This window comes from Paraburkholderia sp. Ac-20342, from assembly GCF_017104985.1.
Taxonomy (GTDB): Bacteria; Pseudomonadota; Gammaproteobacteria; order Burkholderiales; family Burkholderiaceae; genus Paraburkholderia.
The window spans coordinates 17,152-39,142 of record NZ_JAAGPQ010000042.1; the positions used below are offsets into that span (position 1 = coordinate 17,152).

General features: G+C 60.8%; 21 protein-coding genes and 3 pseudogenes. 8 read left to right on the forward strand and 16 right to left on the reverse strand.

All coding sequences use genetic code 11. The features are described 5' to 3' along the window. From G3N58_RS18740 to G3N58_RS18750, 3 genes are all read right to left on the reverse strand, one after another. Complete coding sequence (locus tag G3N58_RS18740; RefSeq protein WP_205999916.1) at window positions 1–2,247, reverse strand: AMP-binding protein; 2,247 nt, start codon at window positions 2,245–2,247, stop codon at window positions 1–3. A gap of 83 nt (window positions 2,248–2,330) precedes the next feature. Then, on the reverse strand, window positions 2,331–3,863 hold the full coding sequence (locus G3N58_RS18745; protein ID WP_205999917.1) for an AMP-binding protein: 1,533 nt from the start codon (window positions 3,861–3,863) through the stop codon (window positions 2,331–2,333). 22 nt (window positions 3,864–3,885) lie between these two features. Further along, window positions 3,886–4,650 (reverse strand): iron-containing redox enzyme family protein, encoded by a 765-nt coding sequence (locus tag G3N58_RS18750; RefSeq protein WP_167036997.1) that lies wholly within the window; start codon window positions 4,648–4,650, stop codon window positions 3,886–3,888. Between the two features lie 167 nt (window positions 4,651–4,817). Here G3N58_RS18750 and G3N58_RS18755 point away from each other — a divergent pair, with 167 nt between their 5' ends. The 6 genes from G3N58_RS18755 to G3N58_RS18780 all read left to right on the forward strand — a co-directional run bounded on the left by G3N58_RS18755 (window position 4,818) and on the right by G3N58_RS18780 (window position 11,149). Beyond that, window positions 4,818–5,084, forward strand: a complete 267-nt coding sequence (locus G3N58_RS18755) for a phosphopantetheine-binding protein (protein WP_205999918.1) — start codon at window positions 4,818–4,820, stop codon at window positions 5,082–5,084. Window positions 5,085–5,097: 13 nt separating this feature from the next. Further along, the gene (locus G3N58_RS18760) at window positions 5,098–6,990 is read left to right on the forward strand and encodes an alpha/beta hydrolase (RefSeq protein WP_205999919.1); all 1,893 of its coding nucleotides are present in this window, start codon (window positions 5,098–5,100) and stop codon (window positions 6,988–6,990) included. Between the two features lie 186 nt (window positions 6,991–7,176). Continuing rightward, the gene (locus G3N58_RS18765; RefSeq protein WP_205999920.1) at window positions 7,177–8,196 is read left to right on the forward strand and encodes a cysteine synthase family protein; all 1,020 of its coding nucleotides are present in this window, start codon (window positions 7,177–7,179) and stop codon (window positions 8,194–8,196) included. 16 nt (window positions 8,197–8,212) lie between these two features. Beyond that, window positions 8,213–8,878, forward strand: coding sequence for a GNAT family N-acetyltransferase (locus G3N58_RS18770; RefSeq protein ID WP_167037008.1), 666 nt, complete (start codon window positions 8,213–8,215; stop codon window positions 8,876–8,878). A 5-nt stretch (window positions 8,879–8,883) separates the two neighbouring features. Next, on the forward strand, window positions 8,884–9,846 hold the full coding sequence (locus G3N58_RS18775) for an amidohydrolase family protein (protein WP_205989388.1): 963 nt from the start codon (window positions 8,884–8,886) through the stop codon (window positions 9,844–9,846). A gap of 133 nt (window positions 9,847–9,979) precedes the next feature. Continuing rightward, complete coding sequence (locus G3N58_RS18780) at window positions 9,980–11,149, forward strand: cytochrome c peroxidase (RefSeq protein WP_346778278.1); 1,170 nt, start codon at window positions 9,980–9,982, stop codon at window positions 11,147–11,149. Between the two features lie 16 nt (window positions 11,150–11,165). Here G3N58_RS18780 and G3N58_RS18785 read toward each other — a convergent pair whose 3' ends face one another. From G3N58_RS18785 to G3N58_RS18820, 8 genes are all read right to left on the reverse strand, one after another. Beyond that, the gene (locus G3N58_RS18785; protein ID WP_167037017.1) at window positions 11,166–11,570 is read right to left on the reverse strand and encodes a RidA family protein; all 405 of its coding nucleotides are present in this window, start codon (window positions 11,568–11,570) and stop codon (window positions 11,166–11,168) included. Continuing rightward, on the reverse strand, window positions 11,567–12,289 hold the full coding sequence (locus tag G3N58_RS18790; protein WP_167037020.1) for a 4'-phosphopantetheinyl transferase superfamily protein: 723 nt from the start codon (window positions 12,287–12,289) through the stop codon (window positions 11,567–11,569). Before G3N58_RS18790 ends, G3N58_RS18785 begins: the two co-directional genes overlap by 4 nt. Window positions 12,290–12,299: 10 nt before the next feature. Then, window positions 12,300–13,574, reverse strand: coding sequence for a hypothetical protein (locus tag G3N58_RS18795; RefSeq protein ID WP_205999921.1), 1,275 nt, complete (start codon window positions 13,572–13,574; stop codon window positions 12,300–12,302). Next, window positions 13,571–14,329: an outer membrane lipoprotein-sorting protein gene (locus tag G3N58_RS18800; RefSeq protein ID WP_205989405.1), complete on the reverse strand. Its 759-nt coding sequence runs from the start codon at window positions 14,327–14,329 to the stop codon at window positions 13,571–13,573. Before G3N58_RS18800 ends, G3N58_RS18795 begins: the two co-directional genes overlap by 4 nt. Before the next feature lie 163 nt (window positions 14,330–14,492). After that, a complete protein-coding gene (locus tag G3N58_RS18805; protein ID WP_205999922.1) occupies window positions 14,493–15,608 on the reverse strand; it encodes a DJ-1/PfpI family protein in 1,116 nt (371 codons plus the stop codon). Between the two features lie 83 nt (window positions 15,609–15,691). After that, on the reverse strand, window positions 15,692–16,120 hold the full coding sequence (locus tag G3N58_RS18810) for a FixH family protein (RefSeq protein ID WP_240158699.1): 429 nt from the start codon (window positions 16,118–16,120) through the stop codon (window positions 15,692–15,694). A gap of 83 nt (window positions 16,121–16,203) precedes the next feature. Further along, window positions 16,204–17,592, reverse strand: coding sequence for an FtsX-like permease family protein (locus tag G3N58_RS18815; RefSeq protein ID WP_167037032.1), 1,389 nt, complete (start codon window positions 17,590–17,592; stop codon window positions 16,204–16,206). Beyond that, window positions 17,589–18,299 carry an ABC transporter ATP-binding protein gene (locus G3N58_RS18820; protein ID WP_167037035.1) on the reverse strand — a complete coding sequence of 237 codons (711 nt, stop codon included), beginning with the start codon at window positions 18,297–18,299 and terminating at the stop codon, window positions 17,589–17,591. The genes G3N58_RS18815 and G3N58_RS18820 overlap by 4 nt, the downstream gene beginning before the upstream one ends. 213 nt (window positions 18,300–18,512) lie before the next feature. Here G3N58_RS18820 and G3N58_RS18825 point away from each other — a divergent pair, with 213 nt between their 5' ends. Next, entirely contained in the window at window positions 18,513–20,198 is a 1,686-nt protein-coding gene (locus tag G3N58_RS18825; RefSeq protein WP_167037945.1) for a long-chain-fatty-acid--CoA ligase, read from the forward strand. Here G3N58_RS18825 and G3N58_RS18830 read toward each other — a convergent pair. The 3 pseudogenes from G3N58_RS18830 to G3N58_RS18835 all read right to left on the reverse strand — a co-directional run. Continuing rightward, window positions 20,173–20,376, reverse strand: a pseudogene (locus G3N58_RS18830) (integrase core domain-containing protein); the annotation flags it as partial. The gene G3N58_RS18825 and the pseudogene G3N58_RS18830 overlap by 26 nt on opposite strands. Window positions 20,377–20,388: 12 nt before the next feature. Then, window positions 20,389–20,592, reverse strand: a pseudogene (locus G3N58_RS34215) (IS110 family transposase); the annotation flags it as partial. Then, window positions 20,589–20,858, reverse strand: a pseudogene (locus G3N58_RS18835) (DDE-type integrase/transposase/recombinase); the annotation flags it as partial. The pseudogenes G3N58_RS34215 and G3N58_RS18835, both read right to left, overlap by 4 nt. Here G3N58_RS18835 and G3N58_RS18840 point away from each other — a divergent pair. Beyond that, window positions 20,830–21,147, forward strand: coding sequence for a hypothetical protein (locus tag G3N58_RS18840; protein WP_205192546.1), 318 nt, complete (start codon window positions 20,830–20,832; stop codon window positions 21,145–21,147). The pseudogene G3N58_RS18835 and the gene G3N58_RS18840 sit on opposite strands and share 29 nt — an antisense overlap. 21 nt (window positions 21,148–21,168) lie before the next feature. On the opposite strand, the gene G3N58_RS18845 is transcribed toward G3N58_RS18840, so the two are convergent. Both G3N58_RS18845 and G3N58_RS18850 read right to left on the reverse strand, forming a co-directional pair. After that, on the reverse strand, window positions 21,169–21,432 hold the full coding sequence (locus tag G3N58_RS18845) for a hypothetical protein (protein WP_167037038.1): 264 nt from the start codon (window positions 21,430–21,432) through the stop codon (window positions 21,169–21,171). Further along, a complete protein-coding gene (locus tag G3N58_RS18850; RefSeq protein WP_167037041.1) occupies window positions 21,413–21,928 on the reverse strand; it encodes a DUF2778 domain-containing protein in 516 nt (171 codons plus the stop codon). Before G3N58_RS18850 ends, G3N58_RS18845 begins: the two co-directional genes overlap by 20 nt. Between the last annotated feature and the right edge of the window lie 63 nt (window positions 21,929–21,991).

Consider the following 21,991-nt stretch of genomic DNA (forward strand, 5'->3'; position numbering starts at 1 on the left):
CTAGCGGTCCAGTTCTTTCAGCAACAACGCCTCGGCCTCGGCGTCCGACAACTCCATCAGCTGTTCGGCGCTACGCCGCTCGTCCTCGCCGGTGGCGGCTGTCGCTTGCGTCGCGGGCGGCGGCGCGGGTTCGGCCGTCGCCGACGCGCCGCTTCCCGCTCCCCGCATATCCGCAAGATGCGCCGCCAGCTGTTCGACGTTCGCGCAATCCCAAAGTGCGGCGGCGTCGAATGCGACGCCCGTCGCGTGCTGCACCTTCAGCGCGAACTGCAGCGCGCTCATCGAATCGAATCCCATCTCGACCCAAGGGGTCGTGCGAGACACCTGCTCCTCGCCAATCTTCAGATGCGCGGCAACGATGCGCGCAATGCACCTCTCCAGATCACGTTTGACGAGCAGTGCTGCCGCTGCCTTGTCTTCACGACCCGTGCGCGGCGTAGGCGCTTCTCCCGGTTCGCCGCCCTCATAGCGGCCTTCAGTCCAGCTCGCGACCGTACGCAACTCGCCCTGCACGTAAGCACGGCGGCATAGGGCACGGGCGATCTTGCCGCTCGAGGTCTTTTCGATGGTCGCGGGTTCAACCAGCACGACGGCATGCGGCGTGATACCGAAGTCTTCGCCCACCACCACGATCATCTGGCGCAGCGTCGCGCGGGTATCCATCACACGTCGCTGGGCGCGCCCAACCTCCTGCACGATGACAAGCTTCTCCTCGCCATCCACCGTCACCGACACCGCCGCGCCGCAACCGCGCCGCAACTCCGGCACCGCGTCCTGCACGCACTCCTCGACGTCCTGCGGATAGAGATTGCGGCCCCGGATGATCAGCATGTCCTTCACGCGACCGGTCACGAACAGTTCGCCATCGATAAACGCACCGAGATCGCCCGTGCGCATGAACGGCAAGCCGCCGGCCCCGGGCGGCTCATCCGGGAGCGTGGCGCGGAAGGTGTCCTGGGTGGCCTGCTGATTGCCGTAGTAGCCGATGCCGATGCCATCGCCTCGCGCCCAGATCTCGCCGACGCGGTACTGATCGGCGACGGCTGCGCCCGCGGAGTCGACGATGCGAATCTCCGTGCCTCGTCCCGTCGAGCCGCACGACACGAGGCTCTTGATATCCGCCTGTCCTGCCTGCGCACGCTCGATGACGCCCGCCGACAATTGCCTGTTGTCGACTTCAAGGTAGCGGACACCTTCGCCGTGTTTCACGCCGGTGATGAGCAGCGTGGCTTCGGCCATGCCGTAGCACGGATAGAACGCTTGCGGTGCGAAACCGTGCGGCGCAGCCGCCTCGAGAAACGTGGCCACGGTATTGCGGTTGATCGGCTCCGCGCCGCAAAAGGCCACCTTCCATGCAGAGAGGTCGAGTTGCGGCTGGGTGTCTTCCGGCAACTGCAACGCCAACGCGGCAAGCTGATAGGCGAAGTTCGGACCGCCCGACGTGTTTGCCCGATGCGCTGCGATCGCCCTCAGCCAGCGCCCCGGCTGCTGGATAAACGCGAACGGCGACATCAGGATCACGCTGGTGCCGATCGACGCGAGATGCAGCATCATCGACAGACCCATATCGTGATAGAGCGGCAGCCACGACAGCATGCGCGTCTCGCTGCTGTGCCCCATCAGGTCCGCAATCACACGCTGGTTATCGACGATGTTCGCATGCGTGATCATCACGCCCTTCGGCGTACCCGTCGAACCGGACGTGTATTGCAGAAACGCGAGATCGGAACCCGTCGGCAACGGCAATGGCGCATCCGCCGCGGGCGCGCCGGCCGTACACAGCTCCTCATAGGTAGCGAAATCGCAACCGGCGAACAGATCTTCCTTTTCGCGCAGCATCCGCAGCTTATCGATCGAGCCGACAGGAGCGACTACGAGCGATGCGCCGCTGTTTTCAACGATGGCCTGCAGCTTCTTCCACTGCGCTATCTTGCGCGGCTGCTGCGGATGGAATGCGGGCACTGCGATCATGCCCGCGGCAAGACAGCCGTAGAATGTGCAAACAAACTCGAAGCTCGTCGGAAGCAGCAGAATGACGCGCGCGCCGGCAGCGACACGGCTGCGCAAACCTGCTGCGATACACCGCATCCCCGCATTCAGATCGCTGAACGTGCTTTCGCTTTCGATCGTCTCCCCGTCGCGCAGGATCGTCAGCGCGGTGCGATCCGGTTCGCGCTCGCTCCATGCGGCGAGCGTCTCGATGATGGACGCGGGCTCGTGTGTCGTCGGAAACGGATGTGAGGTCATGAACAGTCTCTTGAATGTTGCGGGTCAGGTCTGTCGGCGCGTTGCGTTCTCGCGTTGCGCGCTCACGGCGTGGCGGCCCCGATTCATGCCTGCCGCAGAAAGGCTGCGGCGATGGCCCGCCTGTTGAGCTTCAGATTCTTCGTGCGCAAGCCGTTCTCGACGGTGAACTCGCTGCCGGTGAACACGATGTGCGTCAGTTGCCGTTGCGCCGGAAGCGTCTCGTTGACCGAAGCGACATGCGCGCGCAATGTCTGCGTGACCTCGGCATCGTCATGCCGGCGCGTCGAAATGACGACGTTCAGACCCGCGCCCTGGCCCGCCAGTACGACAGCGACCTCGACGCGCGGATCGCGGTGCAGCAGCGCCTCGATCGGCTCCGGATGAAACTTCTCGCCATTGCTCGTGACGATCGCGTCCTTCTTGCGGCCTATGACACGCAGAAAGCCCTCGTCGTCGAACTCTCCGATATCGCCCGTCGCTACCGAATTCGGCCCGACGAACGTCGTGCGCGCGTCCTCCTCCGACGCTTCGAAGTACCCCAGCGACAGCAACGCACTGCGCGTGACGATCACCTCGCCCTCGTCCGACAGCGAGACGGAGCCTGCTTCGGCGGGTTGCCCCACGGTCCCGACGCGCACGCAGCCCGGCTTGTTCCACGCGACCATACCGGCCTCCGTGATGCCGAAGGCCTCGTAGAGTGGAATGCCGCATTCCCAGAAGAAATCGAGCGCCGTGCGCTTGATGGGGGCCATGCCGGTGATCATGTAGCGCATGTTGCCGCCCGTCAGTTCCTTCAGCCGGCGAGAAAGTGCGTCACCCTCGGCTTGCTGCGCGCCAGCACCGGCGCGTGCGAGGTTTTGCAGCGTCTCGTAGAGAATCGGCGGTGCGATCACGAACGTAGGCCGCTGCTGCTTCAGGCCGCCGAACAACAATTTGAACGGCACGGCGACGAAATCGATGCCGTGATAGAGGCAGAAGTAGTAGATCATCCGTTGCTGATAATTCGCGAACGGAAGGAACGTCAGAAAGCGATCGCCGGGCTCGACACCGAACGCTTCGAAATAGAGATTGAGCAGATTTTCCGTACCGCACCGGCCGACGATCAGGCCTTTGTTCTTGCCCGTCGTGCCCGAGCTGAACACCATCGAATGCGTGTGAGGCAAATGCTGGATCACAATAGGCGACACGCGTGGCAGGCGGCGAACCTGGTTTGCCTGACTACCCTCTGTGTCGGGCACGAAGCCGATATTAATCACACGATCGGAGCGTGGCGCATCGGCATCGAGCCAGCCAGGATCGACGGCCATGAGGGTCAACTGATACTGATCGATCGACGCCTCGCAGGATTGCGCAAGCCTGTCGTTCGGAAACGTGACGGACACGCATCCCAGTTCGATACATGCCAGATCCCAGACCATCCATGCGTAGCTACTCGGCGCCGCGATGCCGACACGGCACCCGGGGACAAGTCCCCGCGCCTTGCCGTGCTCGACCATCGCGAGCACGTCGACGAACAGATCGTGAAATGTCCTGGTGGTCTGTCCGCCCTTGTCGTCGACGAAGGTCAACGTATGGGGCTTGCCGCACAGACGACCGATAATTTCGTCGAGCCTCATGGCGTACGCTCCTCGATGAATGTCACGCGTCCAGCCGCGACGTTTCGGCCCCGGCATCGGCACCGAGCGCGTAGTATTTCTGCGCGGCGCTCTCATACATGTTCCAGAACAGACGGCAGGTGTGGCGCACCGCGAAGAGTGCTTCTTCCTGCGCCTGCGGCGTCCTGCACAGTTCCGATACGAGCTGGATGCCTTCGGCGACGTGTCCGATGTCCTCCTTCTGGTGAACCGAGAAGAACCGCGTGTCCTCCTCCGTGAGGCCATAGCAGTTCGCGAGAATCGTGTGGCGCGCGTCGCCCGCACGCGTTTCGAGGCTCTGACCCTCACTAGCGATCATCACAGCCGCCGCGCCGATGTGGTACGTGGCCTCGCCCTTGCAGTTCTCGAGGCGATAGTCGATCAGTTCGCGTGTGGCGTCCGACGGCGTCCATGCATCGCGCTCTTCGTCGCTGATGCCTTGCGCGCGAATGAAGTCTTCCATGAGTTCGACATGGTTCTTGGTCTTCGAAAAACGCCCTGTCTCTTCTTCGAACAGGTTGTATAGGAGACGCCGCTTGTGCTCCGGATACGGGCAGAGAAAATACAGATTCTCGATATATTCGAGAAAATATTTCGTGATCTGATAGCCCTCGAGCGTGATGATTTTCAGCAGGTTCCAGTTCCGCTCAGGCGTGAACAGCTCCCTGAAAATCGGATGATCGAGTGTGAGTTGTTCTTCGAGCGTCGAGCGCAATGCGCGTGCAAACGTATCCTTGTCCAATGCAACGGCTTCAGCGGCTGGCGTCATGATCGTCGTTCCCTGTCGGTTGGGGGTAATCAGACTGTAAAGCCCAATGACTGTCACCGAAACCTGTCCGTTCGGACGGTCCCGCCTCACCCTGTACGGCAGTTCAGGTTTTCAGGGCCCGGCGCAGCGGTTATAAAACAGAACGCCTGTGACCAATGGAGAAGCACATGGAAGATCACGTCAACGTGTTCGACGCGCTCACCGGATTGATCCCGCAGATCGTCGCAATCGACATAGCGCCGGCATCGATTACGCGCGACACGACGCTGACCGGCGATCTGATGCTCGATTCCATTTCGCTGCTATCGCTGATGGCGCTGACGGAAGAACGCTTCAACATCAGTTTCGCCGAGCACACGGAAGCCGTCGCGAATCTGGCGACTGTCGGCGATGCGGTCGATCTTGTCGAAACACTGCTTGCCGTCAAGGTCTGAGGTGCCTATGCCTATGTCTACCGGTGTGGCAGAAGATCGCGTGCATCCGCTCGCATTTCAATTCGCACGTTATTGCGAACGCATGGCGGGCGGTGGTCGTGTGGCGGAAGGTGGCGAATCGACTGTATTCCTGACGAAGCGGGACGTCAGTGCCTTGTGCGCGCTTGCTAACGGCGCTTGCGCGGTGCAGTCCCCAACAATTCAGGCATTGTTGCGTCGAGGGCGAGCGGAACGTCTGCGGTTGGTTGTCGATGATCCCCTGCTGGCGATGCATGAAGAGTACGGGCGCTTTTTACAGATACTCGGCGTTGTATTCGGCTATGCCCCAGATACGCTTGCCGAAGCCTGTATTGTCGTACTGGCTAACGCGGTAGCGGATTGCAAGGCCACAGACTCCGACGCCGCGGATTCCAACGCGGTATGCATGCCACTCGATGCGCTCACCGATAGCATCGCTAACCCGATCTTCGAAGTCCGCCGTCGCGCCGATGCATACTTTGAATGTGAGCCGCTCGCGCTTCCGGCGGATGACACCGGCGACGTGCACCTGCTAACGGTCGAATCCGTCATGGCATGGCTCGCATCCGACGATGCATCGACACGCGTGCCCGGCGTCCACGTGCTTCGGGCGGATGCGTCGTTCACATGGCGCGCGTTGGTACAGACCGTTGCGAACGCGGCGAACGTCCCCGTGCGCGACGCCGGCAGCGAGTCCGGAACCGCAACGATCGACGCGCTCATCGAGCAGGAACGGCGCCATGTAGCCGAAACTCTTGCCCTCGACGATGGGCCGCACGAGGCACAGACCAGCAACGCGATACATGTGCACCGTCTCTCACCAGGCGGATTCGATTGGCGTAGTCTCGTGACGTATCGTGTGGCGACTCGACTCGGCTCGCATTGCCGGCGAACCGCACCGTGCTTTGGAAAACTTGCGGGGGTGCAGCGCAAATCGACTCGTACAGGTCACAGCTATCTGCGCGTCGGAAATGGCCATTCCGCCATTCTGCTGGTCAACGCGTTTGGCCTGTCCAACGATGTCTGGCACGACTTTGCCCATGCGTTGCTCGATCGCTTCACCGTGTTTGCGATCGACGACGAAACGGAACACGAAGGCGCTTCCTTACCGCGAATCTACTATTCGACGCACGACGCCTTGCCACGCTTCACCGAAGCGGTCTCGGCCATGCTCTCCGAGGAAGGCTACGAGACCTGTCATGTGGCAAGCTGGTGCGGCGGTGCGAAGTACGCGATCGAACTGGCGCGTGCGTTACCGGACACCATCGCGTCGTTGAGTCTCTTCGCCCCCTCGTTCGCCGGCGCGGAAGATCATGTGGGCTCCGACTCGGTCTATGAGAAGAACCTGCATACGATGTGCAAACTGGTCGACCGAACGCCACAGGCCGCGCAAAGCATGGCGAAGTCGATGATCGCGCTGCTCGAGCGGCAAGCAAACGCACAAGGCGGCGACCCCCAGCCGTCCGTGTTCGAACTCGCCGATAGCGCGACCGTTCACTGGCTGCACGCGCCGTTTCTCTCCGCGTCGAACATGGTGGAATACAGCAGACAGTTGCTGAACTTTCGCACGCATCACATCGTGGCGCGTCATCCGAACGAACTTGGTGATCTGCCCGTCATGCTCGTCACCGGGAAGAACGACAGCATGACATGCTCGATTCGTGCGCATGCTATTTGCGCTGACTTGTGCCGGCCTCTGCACTTTGAACTGCACCACGCCAGTCATCACCTGATCAACCAGAACAGCGACTTGCTCGCACACCTGATGCGGGCATTCGTCGCCGATGGTCCCGCAACCGCTTCGCCGCACCCACGGCTCTCGCGCGTGTCCACATTGAAAGCAGCACACCCGGAACACAACGAAACCGTCGTGCATGGAGAAATATGACGTACGGGATCGTCGCTCCACACTGCCCTAACGGACAGCTACACGCAGGTTCTGCATCTCACTAGAGTGACACTATCAACCACGCCTTTGGCCGAAGCGCGACACGTTGGCGAATGGTTAGCGAATAGCACGCGCCTCGCGGTCTCTGGATTGGCCAGGAAAAAACTGCTGGCTGGAGGATTTCCCATGTACGCAAACAGTCTGGTCGAACTGATCGGTAATACGCCTTTGCTTCATCTCAGGAGCCTCTCGAACGAGCAACGGAATATTCGCGTTTTCGGCAAGCTCGAGTGCCACAACCCAGGCTATAGCGTAAAGGACCGCAGCGCGCTGCAATTGCTGCGCCAGGCCGAGCGCGATTACGGTCTGAAGCCGGGCTGGTCGATTGTCGAATCGACCTCGGGCAATATGGGCCATGCGCTCGCGATGCTGTGCGCGATTCACGGATACCGCTTTATCTGCGTGCTCGACCCGAAGACGCCGAAGGCGAATGCCAACGTCGTGCGCGCGTTTGGCGGCCAGGTCGAAATGGTGAATCAGCCCGACGAAACGGGCAGCTACCAGAAAAAGCGCATCGCCGTAGCGAAGTCGCTTGCGGCGACCACGCCGAATTGCATCAACCTCGATCAATACAACAACCCCGCAGCCATCGACGCACACTACTACTCGACGGGTCCCGAGATCGTCAACCAGTTGTCGGGCAAGGTCGACGCAGTCGTCGTGTCCGCGAGCACGGGAAGCCATCTGAGCGGCATCGCGCGTTACCTGAAGGAGCGCGATTCGGGCACCCACGTGATCGGCGTCGAACCGGAAGGCTCGGTGGTATTCGGCGGGGTGTACGTGCCGCATCTGCAGAACGGCTCGGGGCTCAGCTTCAAGCCCGGCAACATCCTCACGGATCTGGTGGACGAAACAGTCAAGGTATCGGACCGTCACGCCTTCGCCGGCTGCCATCGACTGGCGCTGGACGAAGGGCTGCTGCTGGGCGGCTCGTCGGGATCGATTGCGCACGCGGCGCGGTGCTATGTGGAACGGCTGAACGATCCGGCGAACATCGTGCTCGTGCTGCCGGACAGCGGCGTCAAATACCTCGAAACCATCTACGACGACGAGTGGCTGAGCGCACACGGACTGCATGACATTCTGCGCGATCTCGACACCGCGGAAGCGACCGAGGCTCACGCGCTCGCGCTCGAATCTCTCTAACACGATCCTGGCAGCCATGAACGACTCCCTGAGAACCGTCGCGGCGGATGGCGCGCATTACGCCATCGTCTTCGAAAAGGCGCGAGTGTCGCATGTCATCTACCGCTGGCCGCCGGACGTCGATGCGCGGCTCGGCGAGCAGATCGTCGAACTGATGCGCCATACGAGCCAGTCGGCACCGATCATCGGTTTTGCCGAAGCGATCAGCGATACGGAAGCCGAACACTATCTTGTCGAATTGCGGGCGAACCTCGCCGCGCAGAAGTGCCGCCTGCTCGCGATCCTCGCGGATAACGGCACGCTGATCGGTCTGTGCACGCTGCGCCGTAATCTCAATCCGAACAATCGCCATATCACCGATCTCGCTAAAGGCATGATCCACGAAGCATTTCGCGGCGGCGGCGTGCTGCCCGCCGCCTTCGTCGAGATTGCGCTGCAATGCGAGGCCGATGGCGTGGAACTGGTCACGCTCGATGTGCGCGCCGACACGCCCGCCTATCGCGTGTGGGACCACTTCGGCTTCCAGACCTACGGTGTGCTGCCCGACTACGCTCGCGCGCAAGGCAAGACGCATGCGGGACACTTCATGATGCAGAAAGTCGCCGACCTCAAGGCACGCTCGCTCGGCATGCTTCAGGCACGCGTCGCCGATTCCCCGCGGTCCGGCGCGCAAGCGGCGTGAGCAGCATGAGCGGCACGACCTACGACGGGCTCGTCATCGATGCTCACTGTCACATCGCATCGACGCGATTCATCCCGCCTGCTTTCTTCGAAGGACTGTGCCGCAACGTCAAGGTGCGACTCGCGGCGACGGGCGTAAAGAAATCGCTGGGCGAACTGCTCGACATGTATGTGAAGCTGAGCCAGGACCATCAGGGCGATGCGCTCGTCAAGGAGATGGATTCGGCCGGCATCGCCCAAGCCGTGCTGCTGCTGCCCGACTTCACGTACGTGATGAAGAGCGAGCTGACCATCGACGAGATGTTCGCCGAGCATCACCAGATTCTCGCGCGCCACGCCGGGCGCTTTTTCGTGTTCGGCGGTGTCGATCCGCGTTGGGGCCCGGATGGGCTGGCGCTCTTCGAGAAAGGCGTCGACCGCTATGGCGTTGCCGGCCTGAAGCTGTATCCGCCTTGCGGATATAGTCCGAGCGATCGCCTGCTCTACCCCTTTTACGAGCTTTGCAACGCGCGACAGTTGCCGGTGTTGATGCACATCGGCCCGACCAGTCCGACGCTTGACTTTTCGTACTCGCATCCGGACCTGCTCGAGCGCGCCGCGATGGATTTCCCTGACGTCAATTTCATTCTCGCTCACGGCGCGATCCATCACGTCGAAGCATGCGTCAACCTGTGTGCGTACCGGCCTAACGTGTATCTCGACATCAGCGCGTTTCTCGCCTCGATGCATCCGCAAGGCTGGCGCGCCGCGCTCGCCGACCTGTTCAGGATGGGCATCAATCACAAGATCCTGTTCGGCACCGACTGGCCGGTGTTCCGGAACTCGGGTGGACACCGAAAGGTCATGGACATGTTCACCGCGCAGGATGGCCCGTTGTCGGCCGTGTCGCCGCATCAGCGCACGTGGCTGATGTCGCATAATGCGATGCGCCTGCTTCCGGAGAAACAGCTTGCGACGATGGCGGCGTAATCGCGAAAGGAAGCGTTCAGCATCGGGAGAACACGTACGCGCTCTGGCTGCGCGGCTTGCGATCGTCGTCGCATACGGTTGGATCGCGTGCCTCGCTCACGCGCAAGACGGCCGGAACAGCGGCACTGGCACGGTGGACCTCGATCACTGGACGCCCGATGAAAAGGCACAACTGGCGGCGATGCGCTTGACGCCCGCCGCCACCATCAATATCGACCCGTCGAACCGGGTCGCCGCATTGCCCGAAGCAGCTCAACTCGGCAAACTGCTGTTCAACGATCCACGCTTTAGCCGGAACGGCGCTGTTTCGTGCGCAAGCTGTCATCACCCGGACCGGCAATTCCAGGACGGCCTGCCGCGCGCGCAGGGATTGAGCGAAGGGGTGCGCAGGACAATGCCCGTCGTCGATGTGACAGCCGGGCCGTGGTTCTTCTGGGACGGTCGCAAGGACAGCTTGTGGGCGCAGGCGCTCGGTCCACTGGAGGACCAGAAGGAGCATGGCAGCAATCGCCTGCACGACGCGCATCTGGTACAGGAGCACTATCGAACCGGCTACGAGGCCCTCTTCGGCCCGGTACCGGACCTGGGTAAGCTCCCGCAAAACGCGAGTCCACTCGGCACCGAGGCCGAAAAGGCCGCGTGGCAAAAGCTCGATAGCCAAGCGCGCACCGACATATCGCGCGTGTTCGCGAACATGGGCAAAGCGCTCGCGGCCTATGAAGCAACGTTGCGGTTTGGAGATTCGCGCGTCGATCAGTACATCGACGGAATTTCGAAGAACGATCCTAAACTGCTCGCGGCGCTCACTCCTGCCGAAAAAACCGGTCTGCATCTTTTCCTCGGCAAGGCGCAATGCGCTACCTGCCATACCGGCCCGCTACTTACCGACCATCAGTTCCACAACGCAGCCGTTCCGCCCTCCGACCCGAGACATGCAGATCAGGGTAGAGCCGCCGCGATTCAAAAAGTGCTTACCGATGAGTTCAACTGCATGGGTCCGTTCAGTGACACCAAACCCGACCAGTGCGGCGAATTGCGCTTCATTGCCAAAGACGACCCTCACATGTTAGGCGCGTTCAAGACACCGGGGCTGCGCAATGTCGCACTCCGTCCACCGTATATGCACGCCGGCCAGTTCGCAACGCTCGCAGACGTGATGCGCCACTATTCCAAACCGCCGAACGCCGTGGTTGGGACAAGCGAGCTGAAAACACTGGATCTTTCGGAGACCGAGCAACAAGATCTTATCGCCCTGCTACATGCGCTCTCCGGTCCCATCATCGAGATGCCGCCCGCGCAGTGATGCGCGGGCGGCACGCTTACGCCGCATTGGACGACCGGCGCTCCCTGATCGCGACACCCATCACCTTGACCTGTCCGCCAAACGGCAGCGCGGCGACCTGATAGATCGTGCGTGCGGGGCGTCGGCCGGCTTCGAACCGTCCGGCGAAAACTTCGTTGACCTCTGGCAGCGCACCGAGATCCGTGAATGCGATATCGACGAACACCAGATTCGCGGGCTCGAAGCCAGCAGCGTCCAGCGCGCGAAACAGATTGTCGAAGGCAAGCTGTGCTTCCTGCGCCGGCGTACCGGCGACGTAGTGGCCATCGCTATCGATCGACAACTGGCCGCTCAGATAGCACATGTCGTCGACGACGACCGCATGACTGATCGGCGAGGACCATTGCGGCAGACCTTCGCCGGACGTAACGAAATGCCTCATAGTGCGTCACTCCTTTGAGTTTGGGATTGCGATGCCTTCCAGGACATCTCGGTCCAGTACAGTTCGCCGACACCCGATGCGCCGTCGATGCAAAACAGCCGTGCACGTGCAACCGCACAATCGGCGCTCGCGACCACGGCCAGCGTCGCGCATCCGATCTTCCTGCTCAGCCCTGTCCATTGACGGCCTTCGTACCACGCACCCGGCTGCGTTTCGTCGAGGTCTTGCCAGCACGCATCCCGTGGAGGGCGACTAAAGCCTGTGCCTGCCGCCTTGAGCAGCGCTTCCTTCAAAGTCCATAGACGAAAGAATGCATCGTCGAAACACGGCTGCCGCTCGAGCCAGCGGCGCTCCCGTACATTGAATACCAACCGCGCAAGCGATGCCGCACCCAAGATCGGTCGATGCCACTCCACGTCGACGCCCACCTCGACCGCCGACACCGCAATCGCTACGCAGTCCCCGCTGTGACTCAGGTTGAAACGATAGGGAAACGGCTCAACGACTTGCGGTTTGCCGCAATTGTTGCTCGTGAAAGCAAGATCAAGCGGTGAGTCTGCGTTGCCATATCGCGCAAGCACCAGGCGCTTCAACGAATGCGCGCGTTCGTAGCGCTTGCGCGCGACAGCGGCGCTGAACCGGTCGCGCCGTTGCCGCTCGTCGTCGCTCAGGCATGACACAAGTGCCGGCGCGGACAGCGAACACCAGATGTCGAGCATGACAGTCACCTCAGAAGTAATGCTTGACGAGCACTTGCCACAGTGTCTGCTGAGGCATCGCGCCGTATTCGCTGAGGCTGCTGCCGCCATTCAGTTGCCACTGAAGCGCGACGTCGGTGCGATTGAGGTGATAGCGTGCTTCGAGCCATGTCAAACTGCTGTGATCGGCGAGATTCATACGGATGAAGCCGCTCAGATCGAGCCGCGGTATGAACGCATCCTGCCAGCGCAGCATCGCAAACACATCGTCACGCGTCGCCGGATCCTGCTGTGCGTTGGCGAGATTACGGTAAGCGAGGTACTGCTGCTGCGGGCCTTTCTGAAGCGATTCCCAGCCTGCCTTGTCGAGTGCCGCGCCGTCTCGCTGGTATTCGAGCGTCAACGACAGATTCCGCGACGTCGTACACGTCAAGCCCGTCGACATGCTCCAGCGGAACGCGACATCGCTTTCCGGCTGCCCCAGCGCACGCGCGAGGGTCGATGGGCTGCGGCCGCCGGTCCACTCGACATACCCCACACACGCGTTGTTGATCAGATGTGTGAGGTTCACACCGAACTGCGGCGAGCTCCCGGGCTTGCCGTCGCCGTAGAGCAGAAACTGCGGCGACAGATCGGCAACCATGTGCTGGCTCACGGCCATCAGCCAGCGCGTATTCTGGTTGGTTGCGCCAAGGTCGACGGAAAAGTCCGCATCATTCGGCCCGCTCGCGAGCTTCGGCGCAACCAGGGCAGTCAGCGAACCACCCGTCCACACTCGCTGGCCCCGCAGCATCACGGTGCCGAGGCGGTTCTCGCGCAGGCTGGCCGGGTCCACGGACGCGACGGAGCGCACGGCGTTGTCACGGAAATAGTCGGTCGGATTGTAGCCGGTCGCCACACCCAGGCGCATGTTGATCCGGCCGATATCGACGAGGTTCTGTCCCTCGCGTCCGACGCTTCCGCTAACGTAAAACTCCTTGAGTGTATTGATCGCGCCGGGGTCGCCGCTGAAGCGTTGCGGGCCATTCAGATCGAGGCGGTCCGCGAAGTTGAAGCGCCAGCCTGTCGCGAAGGCCTTTTGCACCGCCAGCTCGATGGCGAGGCGCTCGGCCGTTTGCACCTGGTCGTCCGGCCGCACGGTCGCAAGACGCAAGGCCGGTTCGAGGCTGAACTGATAGTCCGCCTTGTCCACCTTCTGCGTCGGCGTGGCATCGGCCAGCTTCAGTCCGGCTTCTTCCGCATCATCCGCATGACACGTGCCGGCCAGCAGCGATAGCACGGCGAAGACGACGCACCCACGCATCATTCGGGCTGGAAGCTCGGCAGATAGTCATGCTGGAACCAACTGTCGGGGATCTCCCGCGCGGTGAAGTCCGAGTAGCGCATAACCGTGACCAGATTCGGATTGAGCCCGTCGATGATGACGATTTCAGTCGGCCTCAGCGCGCCGAGTTGCTCCTGATAGCGTCGATAGAACGCGGTTTTCAGCAGCTTGCCGCTGTCGCTGAAAAAGCGCGCCTTGATGGGCCGCTGGCTTTCCTTGTCGATCCACATCTCGACGGAGTTGTACGTCATGTCCGGCACGCTTTCTGTGAGCGCCAGCTTGTAGGCGCGGCGCGTCTGCCGGTCGCCGTCCTGCACGTCCTCTTCGTCTTCGATGCGCGCCTTGTAGCCCTGCGCGAAATTCACTGTCACCACGTCGCCATTCGATGCCTGGCCAAGCAGGCGCTGTTGCGGCGAGATGCGGATGCTGGCCTTGCTGGTCGGATCGAAAAACCACAGGTCGTTGCCCGTCTTGAGCATCAACTTGTTCACATCGCGTGCGGGTGCCTCGAAGCGGATCAGGCTACGGAACTGGCCGCTGTTCGGATCGACGCGTGAATACGCCTGCAACGCGTTCGAATCCGTCTGCTTGCCGTCCGTGTATTGGGTCAGCGTCACGTTCAGCGAGAACGGCTGGGCGGGATTGCGAATGGCGTCGCTGGCGGCAAGGATGCCCTGCGCATCGCCCGCCACCGAGGCCGCCTGCACCGCGGACCAGACCACGGCGGCCACCGTCATGGCGACCGCGCCACGGATCACGAAACGAATCGACAACATGGGAGACTCCCTTGCGATGTGGCTTGTCAAAGGGTGTGCGGGACCGGCCCGTCCCTGAAAGGAAGGCAACGAAACAATCGGTTGAGCGCCGCGCATGCAGCGCGCGGCAAGGTTTGCGCGGCGGCTAGTAGCCCGGGTATTGCATCTGCAATGCAACCCACGCGGCGGTGCGTTTGCCGAAATCGTCGGCAACCGCCTTCAGCGATTCGTCCAGCGCCCGCAACGGCCGGCTGGAATCAGGCGCGGGCAGCATGCGGCTCGGCGCATCGATGCCCGCCACCCTGTCCGGCACGATCATGAGTCCGCGCTTCGTGCGTATCGGGTCGCGGCTTTGCGCAACCGTATAGGCGGTAGAACGAAAAGTGGTGGAATAGACGTCGGCTTGCAGCACGAGCGCAATTTCATCGACGCCCGGCTCGATCGGAATGCCGAAGTCGTCGTGCGACCAGAAGGACACGTAGTTGCCCGCGATCGTCATCATCGACGGCAAGCCGAGGTGAAAGCTCGCACTCGGAATTTCCGACGACCACGACTGCCGGCCCAGCGATTCCGCCAGTTCATCCGCGCGTTCGCGCCCCGCAATGGCCTCCACCAGCGCGAGCGATGCCGGAATCGTCGCCGTCACGCCCGTCGTGGTGACGACCTTGCCGTCGGCGATATAGCGCTTGCCCTCGACCCAGTTCGTCTTCGGGAACTTCTTGCGCAGATCGCCCATGGAGTACCAGTGCCCCGTCGCGCGACGGCCATCGAGCAGCCCCGCTCTCGCCACGACCCACACGCCGTCGCACACGCCGACGATCGTCGCCCCCTTCTTCGCCTGCTCCGCAACCCAGGATACCAACGTCGCATCGCTATCGCGGTGCACGGCCGGAACGATCACGTAGTCCGCGCCCTCGGGGACGCGCTGATCGAATTCCGCCGTCGTTTCCTTCGGTATCACGTTCATCGGCGCGGGGAACATGCGAATCGGACCGGGTTGCGTCGCAAGCGGGATGACGTCTGCCGCCCCCGAAGCCATCAGTATTCCGTACGGAACCACATAGTCCGTGAGCTCGGTGTAGTAGTTCTCGCCCACCACGACCACGACCGGACGCGAACGACCGAAGCGCGGCTGATAAGGCGGCAAACGGTCGGGCCTGGCACTCGTCGGCTTCGCCGATGCCGCAACGGCCAGATGCACGGCGGCAAACGGAGTGACGGCGATCAGCAGCATCAGCCAGAACATAACAATTCTTCGCATGGAGACCTCTTGAAAATTGCGTCACCAGGTACTTCAACCTGCATCCATCTGCTTCGACCTGGCAGGACCATCGTGCCGGGTTATCACGACGATGGCGGCAACACGACATTGAATGTCACCGCATCCGTACCCATTGGCGATCTGACCTTCAGATTGATCACCCACCATCCCGGCATGCTGAATTTCATGCCTTCCAGAAGGTAGTGCCCGGCATCGCCCTGCTGCACCACCTGAGGTTGCGTCGGCAGTCCATGTCCGTGCTGCGGCATGCCGCCGCCGACGTCGATCACCGCTCCTTGCACCAGTTGACCGGAGGGTGCGCGCAGCGTCATGCTCCACGTCTGGATCTGGTTGAGACGCACGTTCCGTTCCGGCGGTTCGAGCGCAATCACGTACTTGCCCGCGTTCGTCTGCTGCGTCAGTGCAAGATTCAGATTGGCAGGCACCTGCTGACCATACGCATTGCAAAGCAACAATGAGAGGACGAACGCCGCCAGTAACAATTTGAGCATCTTCTGCACGATTGTCCCGTCCATAAAAGAACGATTGATGAATTAAATTCCACATGCATAAAACATCCGCATCAAAACATTCGCTACGCATAACGAAGCGCATCGACGATGTTCATGCGCGACGCACGCCGTGCCGGCAGCAAGGCAGACAGTACCGACACCGCGAGCAGCCCGACTGCCGTTCCCGCAATCAGGTCGTTCTCGCCCCACACCCGGATGATCAGCGGTACGGGCGAGCGTCCCGGGGGCGTCCACGTGAGCCCGTTGTGATTGATGATGGCTGCAAGCGCGGCCGCACTCAGCACACCCAGCGATGCGCCCAGTATCCCCAGTAGTAATCCTTCGCAAAGGAACAGCCGGCGCACGCCCTCACGACGCAGTCCCATCGCCCGCAGCGTCCCGATTTCGACGGTACGCTCGAAGACTGCCATGCTCATCGTATTGCCGACGGTGAAGAGGACGATCGCGGCGATCAGCAGCGCAATGAAGCCGAACAGCGTGGCAAACATGGCAAGCGCCTGCCCATAGAACGGATTGAGTGTCATGTAGTCGACGACTTCCGTTTCTTCACCCTTGAATCTGGTGCCCAGCAGTTCTTCGATGCGTGCCTTGGCGGCAGGCAGTTCGGCTGTGTGCTTCAGTTGCACGACGATGGCCGTCGCCTTCGGTTGATCGCTACCATAGACGAGGCGCTGCGCCTGGGCCAGATGCAGGCCCACGTACATGTCGTCGTATTCTTTCACGCCCTGCTGTTCCGCCTTGACGACATGCAGTTCCGAGACGTTCGGCGCGCCGAGCGCCGTCGCGGCGAGCAGTTCGATGGTCGGATATTGCGCGGCCTTCTCCGGCACGGGTTCGGTCGCGCTGGCGAGCTGAGCGACATCCGCAGGCAGATCAGGGCCCGTGTTGTCGTGCGGCCTCGTCTGCGGCGCGCAGTTCTTGACCTCCAGCTGGCCGCACAGTTGCAACACGCGTGCGAGCCCCGTGCCGACGATCGCCGCGTCCGTATCCGTTCCCGTCAGCGCAAGCGGCGGGATAGTCACCGGAAATCGATAATCGTTCCACGCCCGCATCCGGTTCTGATCGTCGACGAGCACGCCCAGCGCGAGAGCCGTACGCGACACCCCTTCCCTGAAGTTGCCGGCGATCCCCTGCAGCTGCAACGTCGGCGTCACGACAGTCACCATCGACGCCAGCACGGGGTCGGCCTTCAGCGTATCGGCGATCTCGCGATAGTTCGCAATGCCATACGCGGCCGGATCGCCACTGCCGAACTCGTAATAGCCCTTCCGTTCGATCTGCAGGTGGCCGCCATACTTCACGTAGTCGGTCTGCAGTCCATAGGTGATGTTGCGTGTGTATCCGCCGAACAGCAGCACCGCATGCGCACCGACGATCATCGCGAGCAGGGTCGTGATCGACCGTCGCCGGTTGCGCAGCAGATTGCGCAGAGCGAGCGAAAGCGTCTTCATGCCACTGCCTCCTCTTCTTTTGCCCGCGAGACGCTGACCACGCGCCCATCGCCGATGCCGATCACGTCGTCCCCTTCGGCCAGCACCTTCGGATCGTGCGACGAGATCACGAACGAGACCTGTCGCTCGCGTTGCAGGCGGCGCATCAGACCGATGATCGCATCCCCCGTACCGCTGTCGAGATTGGCGGTAGGCTCGTCGGCCAGCACGAGATTCGGCGACGCGACCAGCGCTCGCGCAATCGCAACACGTTGCCGCTGACCGCCCGACAGTTGCCCTGGCCGGTGGCCCGCCTTGTCGGCAAGGCCCACCGCCTCGAGCAACTCCCTCACGCGCTGCGCCCGCTGCGCATCCGTCAGGCGAATGCCGGCGAGCAGCAGCGGATATTCGATGTTCTCGTGCGCCGTCAGCACCGGCAGCAGATTGAAGTTCTGGAAGACGAAGCCGAGATGCCGCGCACGAAAATCCGACAACGCATCGTCCGGCAATCTGGAGACGTCTTCATCCGCGACGACGATGCGACCGCGGTCGGGACGATCGATGCATCCAATCAGATTCAGCAGCGTCGATTTACCGCTCCCCGATGCGCCCGCTATCACCGTAAGAAGACCCGTTCGAATTTCGAGGTTGATGTCCTGCAACGCGGCGACTTTGACGGCGCCCATGAGATAGCTCTTCTCAACGGCTTCGAGTTTGACGGCGTTCATGGTCTTGGCGAATGGAAAAATTCCCAGCTCGAATGGAGTTCATCGCAGACGGATGGCGGCGACGGCCTTTACGCAGAATATCAACTTGTCCGCGAGGAAAAACCTGTTCGATGGGGCAGGCCTTTGGCGCGTCAAGTAGATTCCTTCGTCATCAAAATGTTGGAAAAAACATGTCATCGTTGCCCCATCCTCTCTACAACATGCGCATCGACGATGACAATCCGCCTCGCCACACCCGCTCCCGAAGCATATCTTCAGCCGCTTCTTATCCATCACATTCTCTATGGCGCGATCACCGCGCATGCGGATCAGCAGATCGTCTATCGCTCACATCACCGGCAGACCTATTCGGATCTTTTCAAGCGCGTTCATCGACTTGCGAACGTGCTTGCTTCGCTAGGCGTCGACGAAGGCCATACGGTCGCTTTCATGGACTGGGACAGTCATCGCTACCTCGAAGCCTATTTCGCGGTGCCAATGATGGGTGCGGTACTCCAGACGGTCAATGTCCGCCTGCCGCAGGAGCAACTGATCTGGTGTCTGCAGGATGCGAAAGCATCCGTGCTCGTAGTTCATCGGGACTTTCTGACACTCGTCAATGCGATCGCGCCTCATTTGCCGGATCTTCGTCGCTGCATCGTAATCGCGGACGGTGAAGCGTTCTCAGGGCAGAACGATGTGGGCGAATACGAGACCATGTTGGCGGCGTCCGGCACGAAATTCGACTTCCGCGAGTTTAATGAAAATGCAATCGCCACGACATTTCACACGACGGGAACGACGGGCCACCCGAAGCCTGTCAGTTTCACTCATCGCCAACTCGTGTTGCACACGCTCGCCCTCGCGACCACGCTCGCTGCGCAACCCGACAATCAGGGATTGCGACGCAATGACGTCTACATGCCGTTGACGCCGATGTTTCATGTTCACGCGTGGGGCGTACCCTTTGTCGCGACAATGCTAGGCATCAAACAGGTGTTTCCGGGTCGATACGACCCAGCACTTATGCTGAAGCTCAGACGCGATGAGAATGTGAGCTTTTCACACTGCGTACCAACGGTCCTGCAGATGATTCTTGCGGCCGCGCGGTCGGAGCAAGCCTCCGATCTTGCACCATGGACAATGCTGATTGGTGGCTCAGCGCTTACACGTGCACTACGTCAGCAAGCCGCTGACTTTGGCATCGATACGCTTGCAGGGTATGGGATGTCAGAAACGGGACCCGCAATCGCCATTGCGAGAAATGTGGAAGAACACCCAGACAAGCTGGATGCGGCGCTCCGCCGTGCCGGCTGGCCGCTACCGCTGGTGCAGGTCGATATTGTCGATCCAGAGATGAACAGTCTTCCGCATGACGGACGCAGCCAGGGCGAACTGGTGCTTCGCGCCCCCTGGCTGACGCAAAGCTATGGCACCGATGCAGCCGCAAATAAAGCGCTCTGGCTTGGTGGCTGGATGCATACGCAGGATCTGGCTTCGATCGACCTGCGTGGCACGCTCACCCTCCGCGATCGCATGAAAGATGTCATCAAGAGCGGTGGTGAATGGGTATCGTCCGTGCAACTCGAGGAGTTGATCGTCTCGCATGAGGGCGTTGCCGAGGCTGCAGTCATTGCCGTCGAGGACGAAAAGTGGGGAGAACGCCCGCTCGCTTATGTTGTGCCGAAAGTCGAGTTTTCCGGCAATGTAACGTCGGACGCCATTCAACAGCATCTCACTGCTTTCGTCGAAAATGGCACGATCAGCCGTATCGCTGTTCCCCACGACATTCGCGTCGTTGAAAGTCTCCCCAAGACCAGCGTCGGGAAAGTTGACAAGAAGGCATTGCAAAAAAATACGCTGGCAAGTGCACGCCCTGATAGACATGTAGTGGTCAACCCATCCCGGACACTGCGTTAAGTTTTTCTTCCGCGACTGCCGGCGCCAGTCCGTCGTTGAACTGATGCGGCCGTATCCAGTTGTACCGGTGCATCAGGTAGTGGCTGATATCCCGGTGTGCTTCCTGCACCGACATGTACCCCACTGACGGTAGCCATTCCGTCTTGAAGCTGCGGAACAGCCTTTCCATCGGAGAGTTGACGCTCCTATGTCAAGAAGTGCGGGCTGAATCCGCCAGGTCGGCCAGAATGAGCGGATACAGCTCTCTGACGATATAGCGCTTCAGGCAGCGGTGAATTTCCTTGTGGGACATTCCTTCCCTGGTTCGTCGCTCGACGTACGCCCGGGTCCTCGGGTCGCTGCGCATTCGCACCATGGCAATGGTCCATAGGGCGTTGTTCGCAGCACGGTCTCCAATGCATGAACGACCAGATCAACATCCGGACGTGCTGAGAACGCCCAGCCAACAACCCGACGCGTGAACAGATCGAGTACTACGGCCAGATAATGCCAACGGCCCCGCGCCCAGACATATGTGATGTCACAACACCAGACCTGATTCGGCGTACCAACATCGAATTCACGATTGAGATGGTTCGGGATATCAATCCGCTCGACCGTAGCCCGCCTGTAGTCATGGCGACCCGGCTGCTTGCAAATCAGCTCGAGCTCTTCTATCAAGCGGCTGGCCAGCGCGCTCCAGGTGGCACCGCAGATTCAGGCCATGCGTGATGACCGCTGCGCCTCGGGCTCGCCGTCACGGACGCATTGCGGTGAAGAAGTTCGCGCGAAGCAGGCACTCATCGGGCTGAAGAGACAGCGAGCAATTGACGTTACCGACATCAATCATGCTGTTCTGGAAGTCAGTGCTAAAGCAATGCAGGAACGTGGGGCGGCTGCGCCGCCCCGCCCCAAAACCATAAAAAGAAGCAAGACTAAAACCGCTCTGAACCCCGACATTTCTATTTAGCTGGAGGTACGGCATTTGAACTTAGCGGGGACAAAGGTGGTATCGTCTCCAGAGCTTCACGATCGCCACGTAGGCCAGAATCGTGACGATCAGTTCGATGACGACCATGGTCGGAATATAGAGATCGTCAGGGTCACGAATGCCAAACCAATCCGAGGCGGCAAACCAGAATGCCAGCTGGCTTTCAGGCATTGGCATCGGGTACGTATGGACATAACGAACGGAAAGCAGAAACAGTCCGATAAATAGCGCCACTTTAAAAATGCTACGGACAAGTCGTACCATTGGCCACTACCTCGATAGTTCCATACGCGCGAATTCCTGAATTGCGGGCCGGGATAGTGAACGTGTGCAGAAGTGCGCGCCGTATCTTTTCAAAATCGGCGTAACTCGGCAAGGTGATACAGCCGAGTGAAATACCTCGACCGCCGGCCGGATGCAGCCGGAATTGACCTCGCTCTATGCCATTGATCCAGGTGAGGTCATCGATAACACCGTCGTCCCGATAGAGCGCAAACCACTCAATATGATGAGACGCCGGACCGACCCTCCCGCTCCACCAATCTTTGGCCTGTGCCACAGATCTGGATCTTAACCCGCCAGTCGGTCGATCCACGATCCAATACAACCCTGCCGGAATCGGACCTTTATCGGGAACAGCGGTACACCCACCCTTGTTCTTATAGACGTTGTCACCTGAAAACGCTTTAAATGTACCAATTTCGGGAATAGTCAATGAAGAATTATCCCCATCGATTATGAATTTTCCATAATAAGACAATTGCCGCACTCCTCTTATGTCGACAGATTCCTTAATCAGGATGCCACACAAGAGAAAGCGCAG

Coding starts and splice junctions, on each gene's coding strand:
- G3N58_RS18770 (WP_167037008.1), top strand. CDS start 8,213: ATGAACGACTCCCTGAGAACCGTCGCGGCGGATGGCGCGCATTACGCC.
- G3N58_RS18775 (WP_205989388.1), top strand. CDS start 8,884: ATGAGCGGCACGACCTACGACGGGCTCGTCATCGATGCTCACTGTCAC.
- G3N58_RS18745 (WP_205999917.1), bottom strand. CDS start 3,863: ATGAGGCTCGACGAAATTATCGGTCGTCTGTGCGGCAAGCCCCATACG.
- G3N58_RS18845 (WP_167037038.1), bottom strand. CDS start 21,432: ATGGTACGACTTGTCCGTAGCATTTTTAAAGTGGCGCTATTTATCGGA.
- G3N58_RS18795 (WP_205999921.1), bottom strand. CDS start 13,574: ATGATGCGTGGGTGCGTCGTCTTCGCCGTGCTATCGCTGCTGGCCGGC.
- G3N58_RS18825 (WP_167037945.1), top strand. CDS start 18,513: ATGACAATCCGCCTCGCCACACCCGCTCCCGAAGCATATCTTCAGCCG.
- G3N58_RS18750 (WP_167036997.1), bottom strand. CDS start 4,650: ATGACGCCAGCCGCTGAAGCCGTTGCATTGGACAAGGATACGTTTGCA.
- G3N58_RS18765 (WP_205999920.1), top strand. CDS start 7,177: ATGTACGCAAACAGTCTGGTCGAACTGATCGGTAATACGCCTTTGCTT.
- G3N58_RS18785 (WP_167037017.1), bottom strand. CDS start 11,570: ATGAGGCATTTCGTTACGTCCGGCGAAGGTCTGCCGCAATGGTCCTCG.
- G3N58_RS18755 (WP_205999918.1), top strand. CDS start 4,818: ATGGAAGATCACGTCAACGTGTTCGACGCGCTCACCGGATTGATCCCG.
- G3N58_RS18800 (WP_205989405.1), bottom strand. CDS start 14,329: ATGACGGTGGCCGCCGTGGTCTGGTCCGCGGTGCAGGCGGCCTCGGTG.
- G3N58_RS18805 (WP_205999922.1), bottom strand. CDS start 15,608: ATGCGAAGAATTGTTATGTTCTGGCTGATGCTGCTGATCGCCGTCACT.
- G3N58_RS18760 (WP_205999919.1), top strand. CDS start 5,098: ATGTCTACCGGTGTGGCAGAAGATCGCGTGCATCCGCTCGCATTTCAA.
- G3N58_RS18820 (WP_167037035.1), bottom strand. CDS start 18,299: ATGAACGCCGTCAAACTCGAAGCCGTTGAGAAGAGCTATCTCATGGGC.
- G3N58_RS18810 (WP_240158699.1), bottom strand. CDS start 16,120: ATGCTCAAATTGTTACTGGCGGCGTTCGTCCTCTCATTGTTGCTTTGC.
- G3N58_RS18740 (WP_205999916.1), bottom strand. CDS start 2,247: ATGACCTCACATCCGTTTCCGACGACACACGAGCCCGCGTCCATCATC.
- G3N58_RS18790 (WP_167037020.1), bottom strand. CDS start 12,289: ATGCTCGACATCTGGTGTTCGCTGTCCGCGCCGGCACTTGTGTCATGC.
- G3N58_RS18815 (WP_167037032.1), bottom strand. CDS start 17,592: ATGAAGACGCTTTCGCTCGCTCTGCGCAATCTGCTGCGCAACCGGCGA.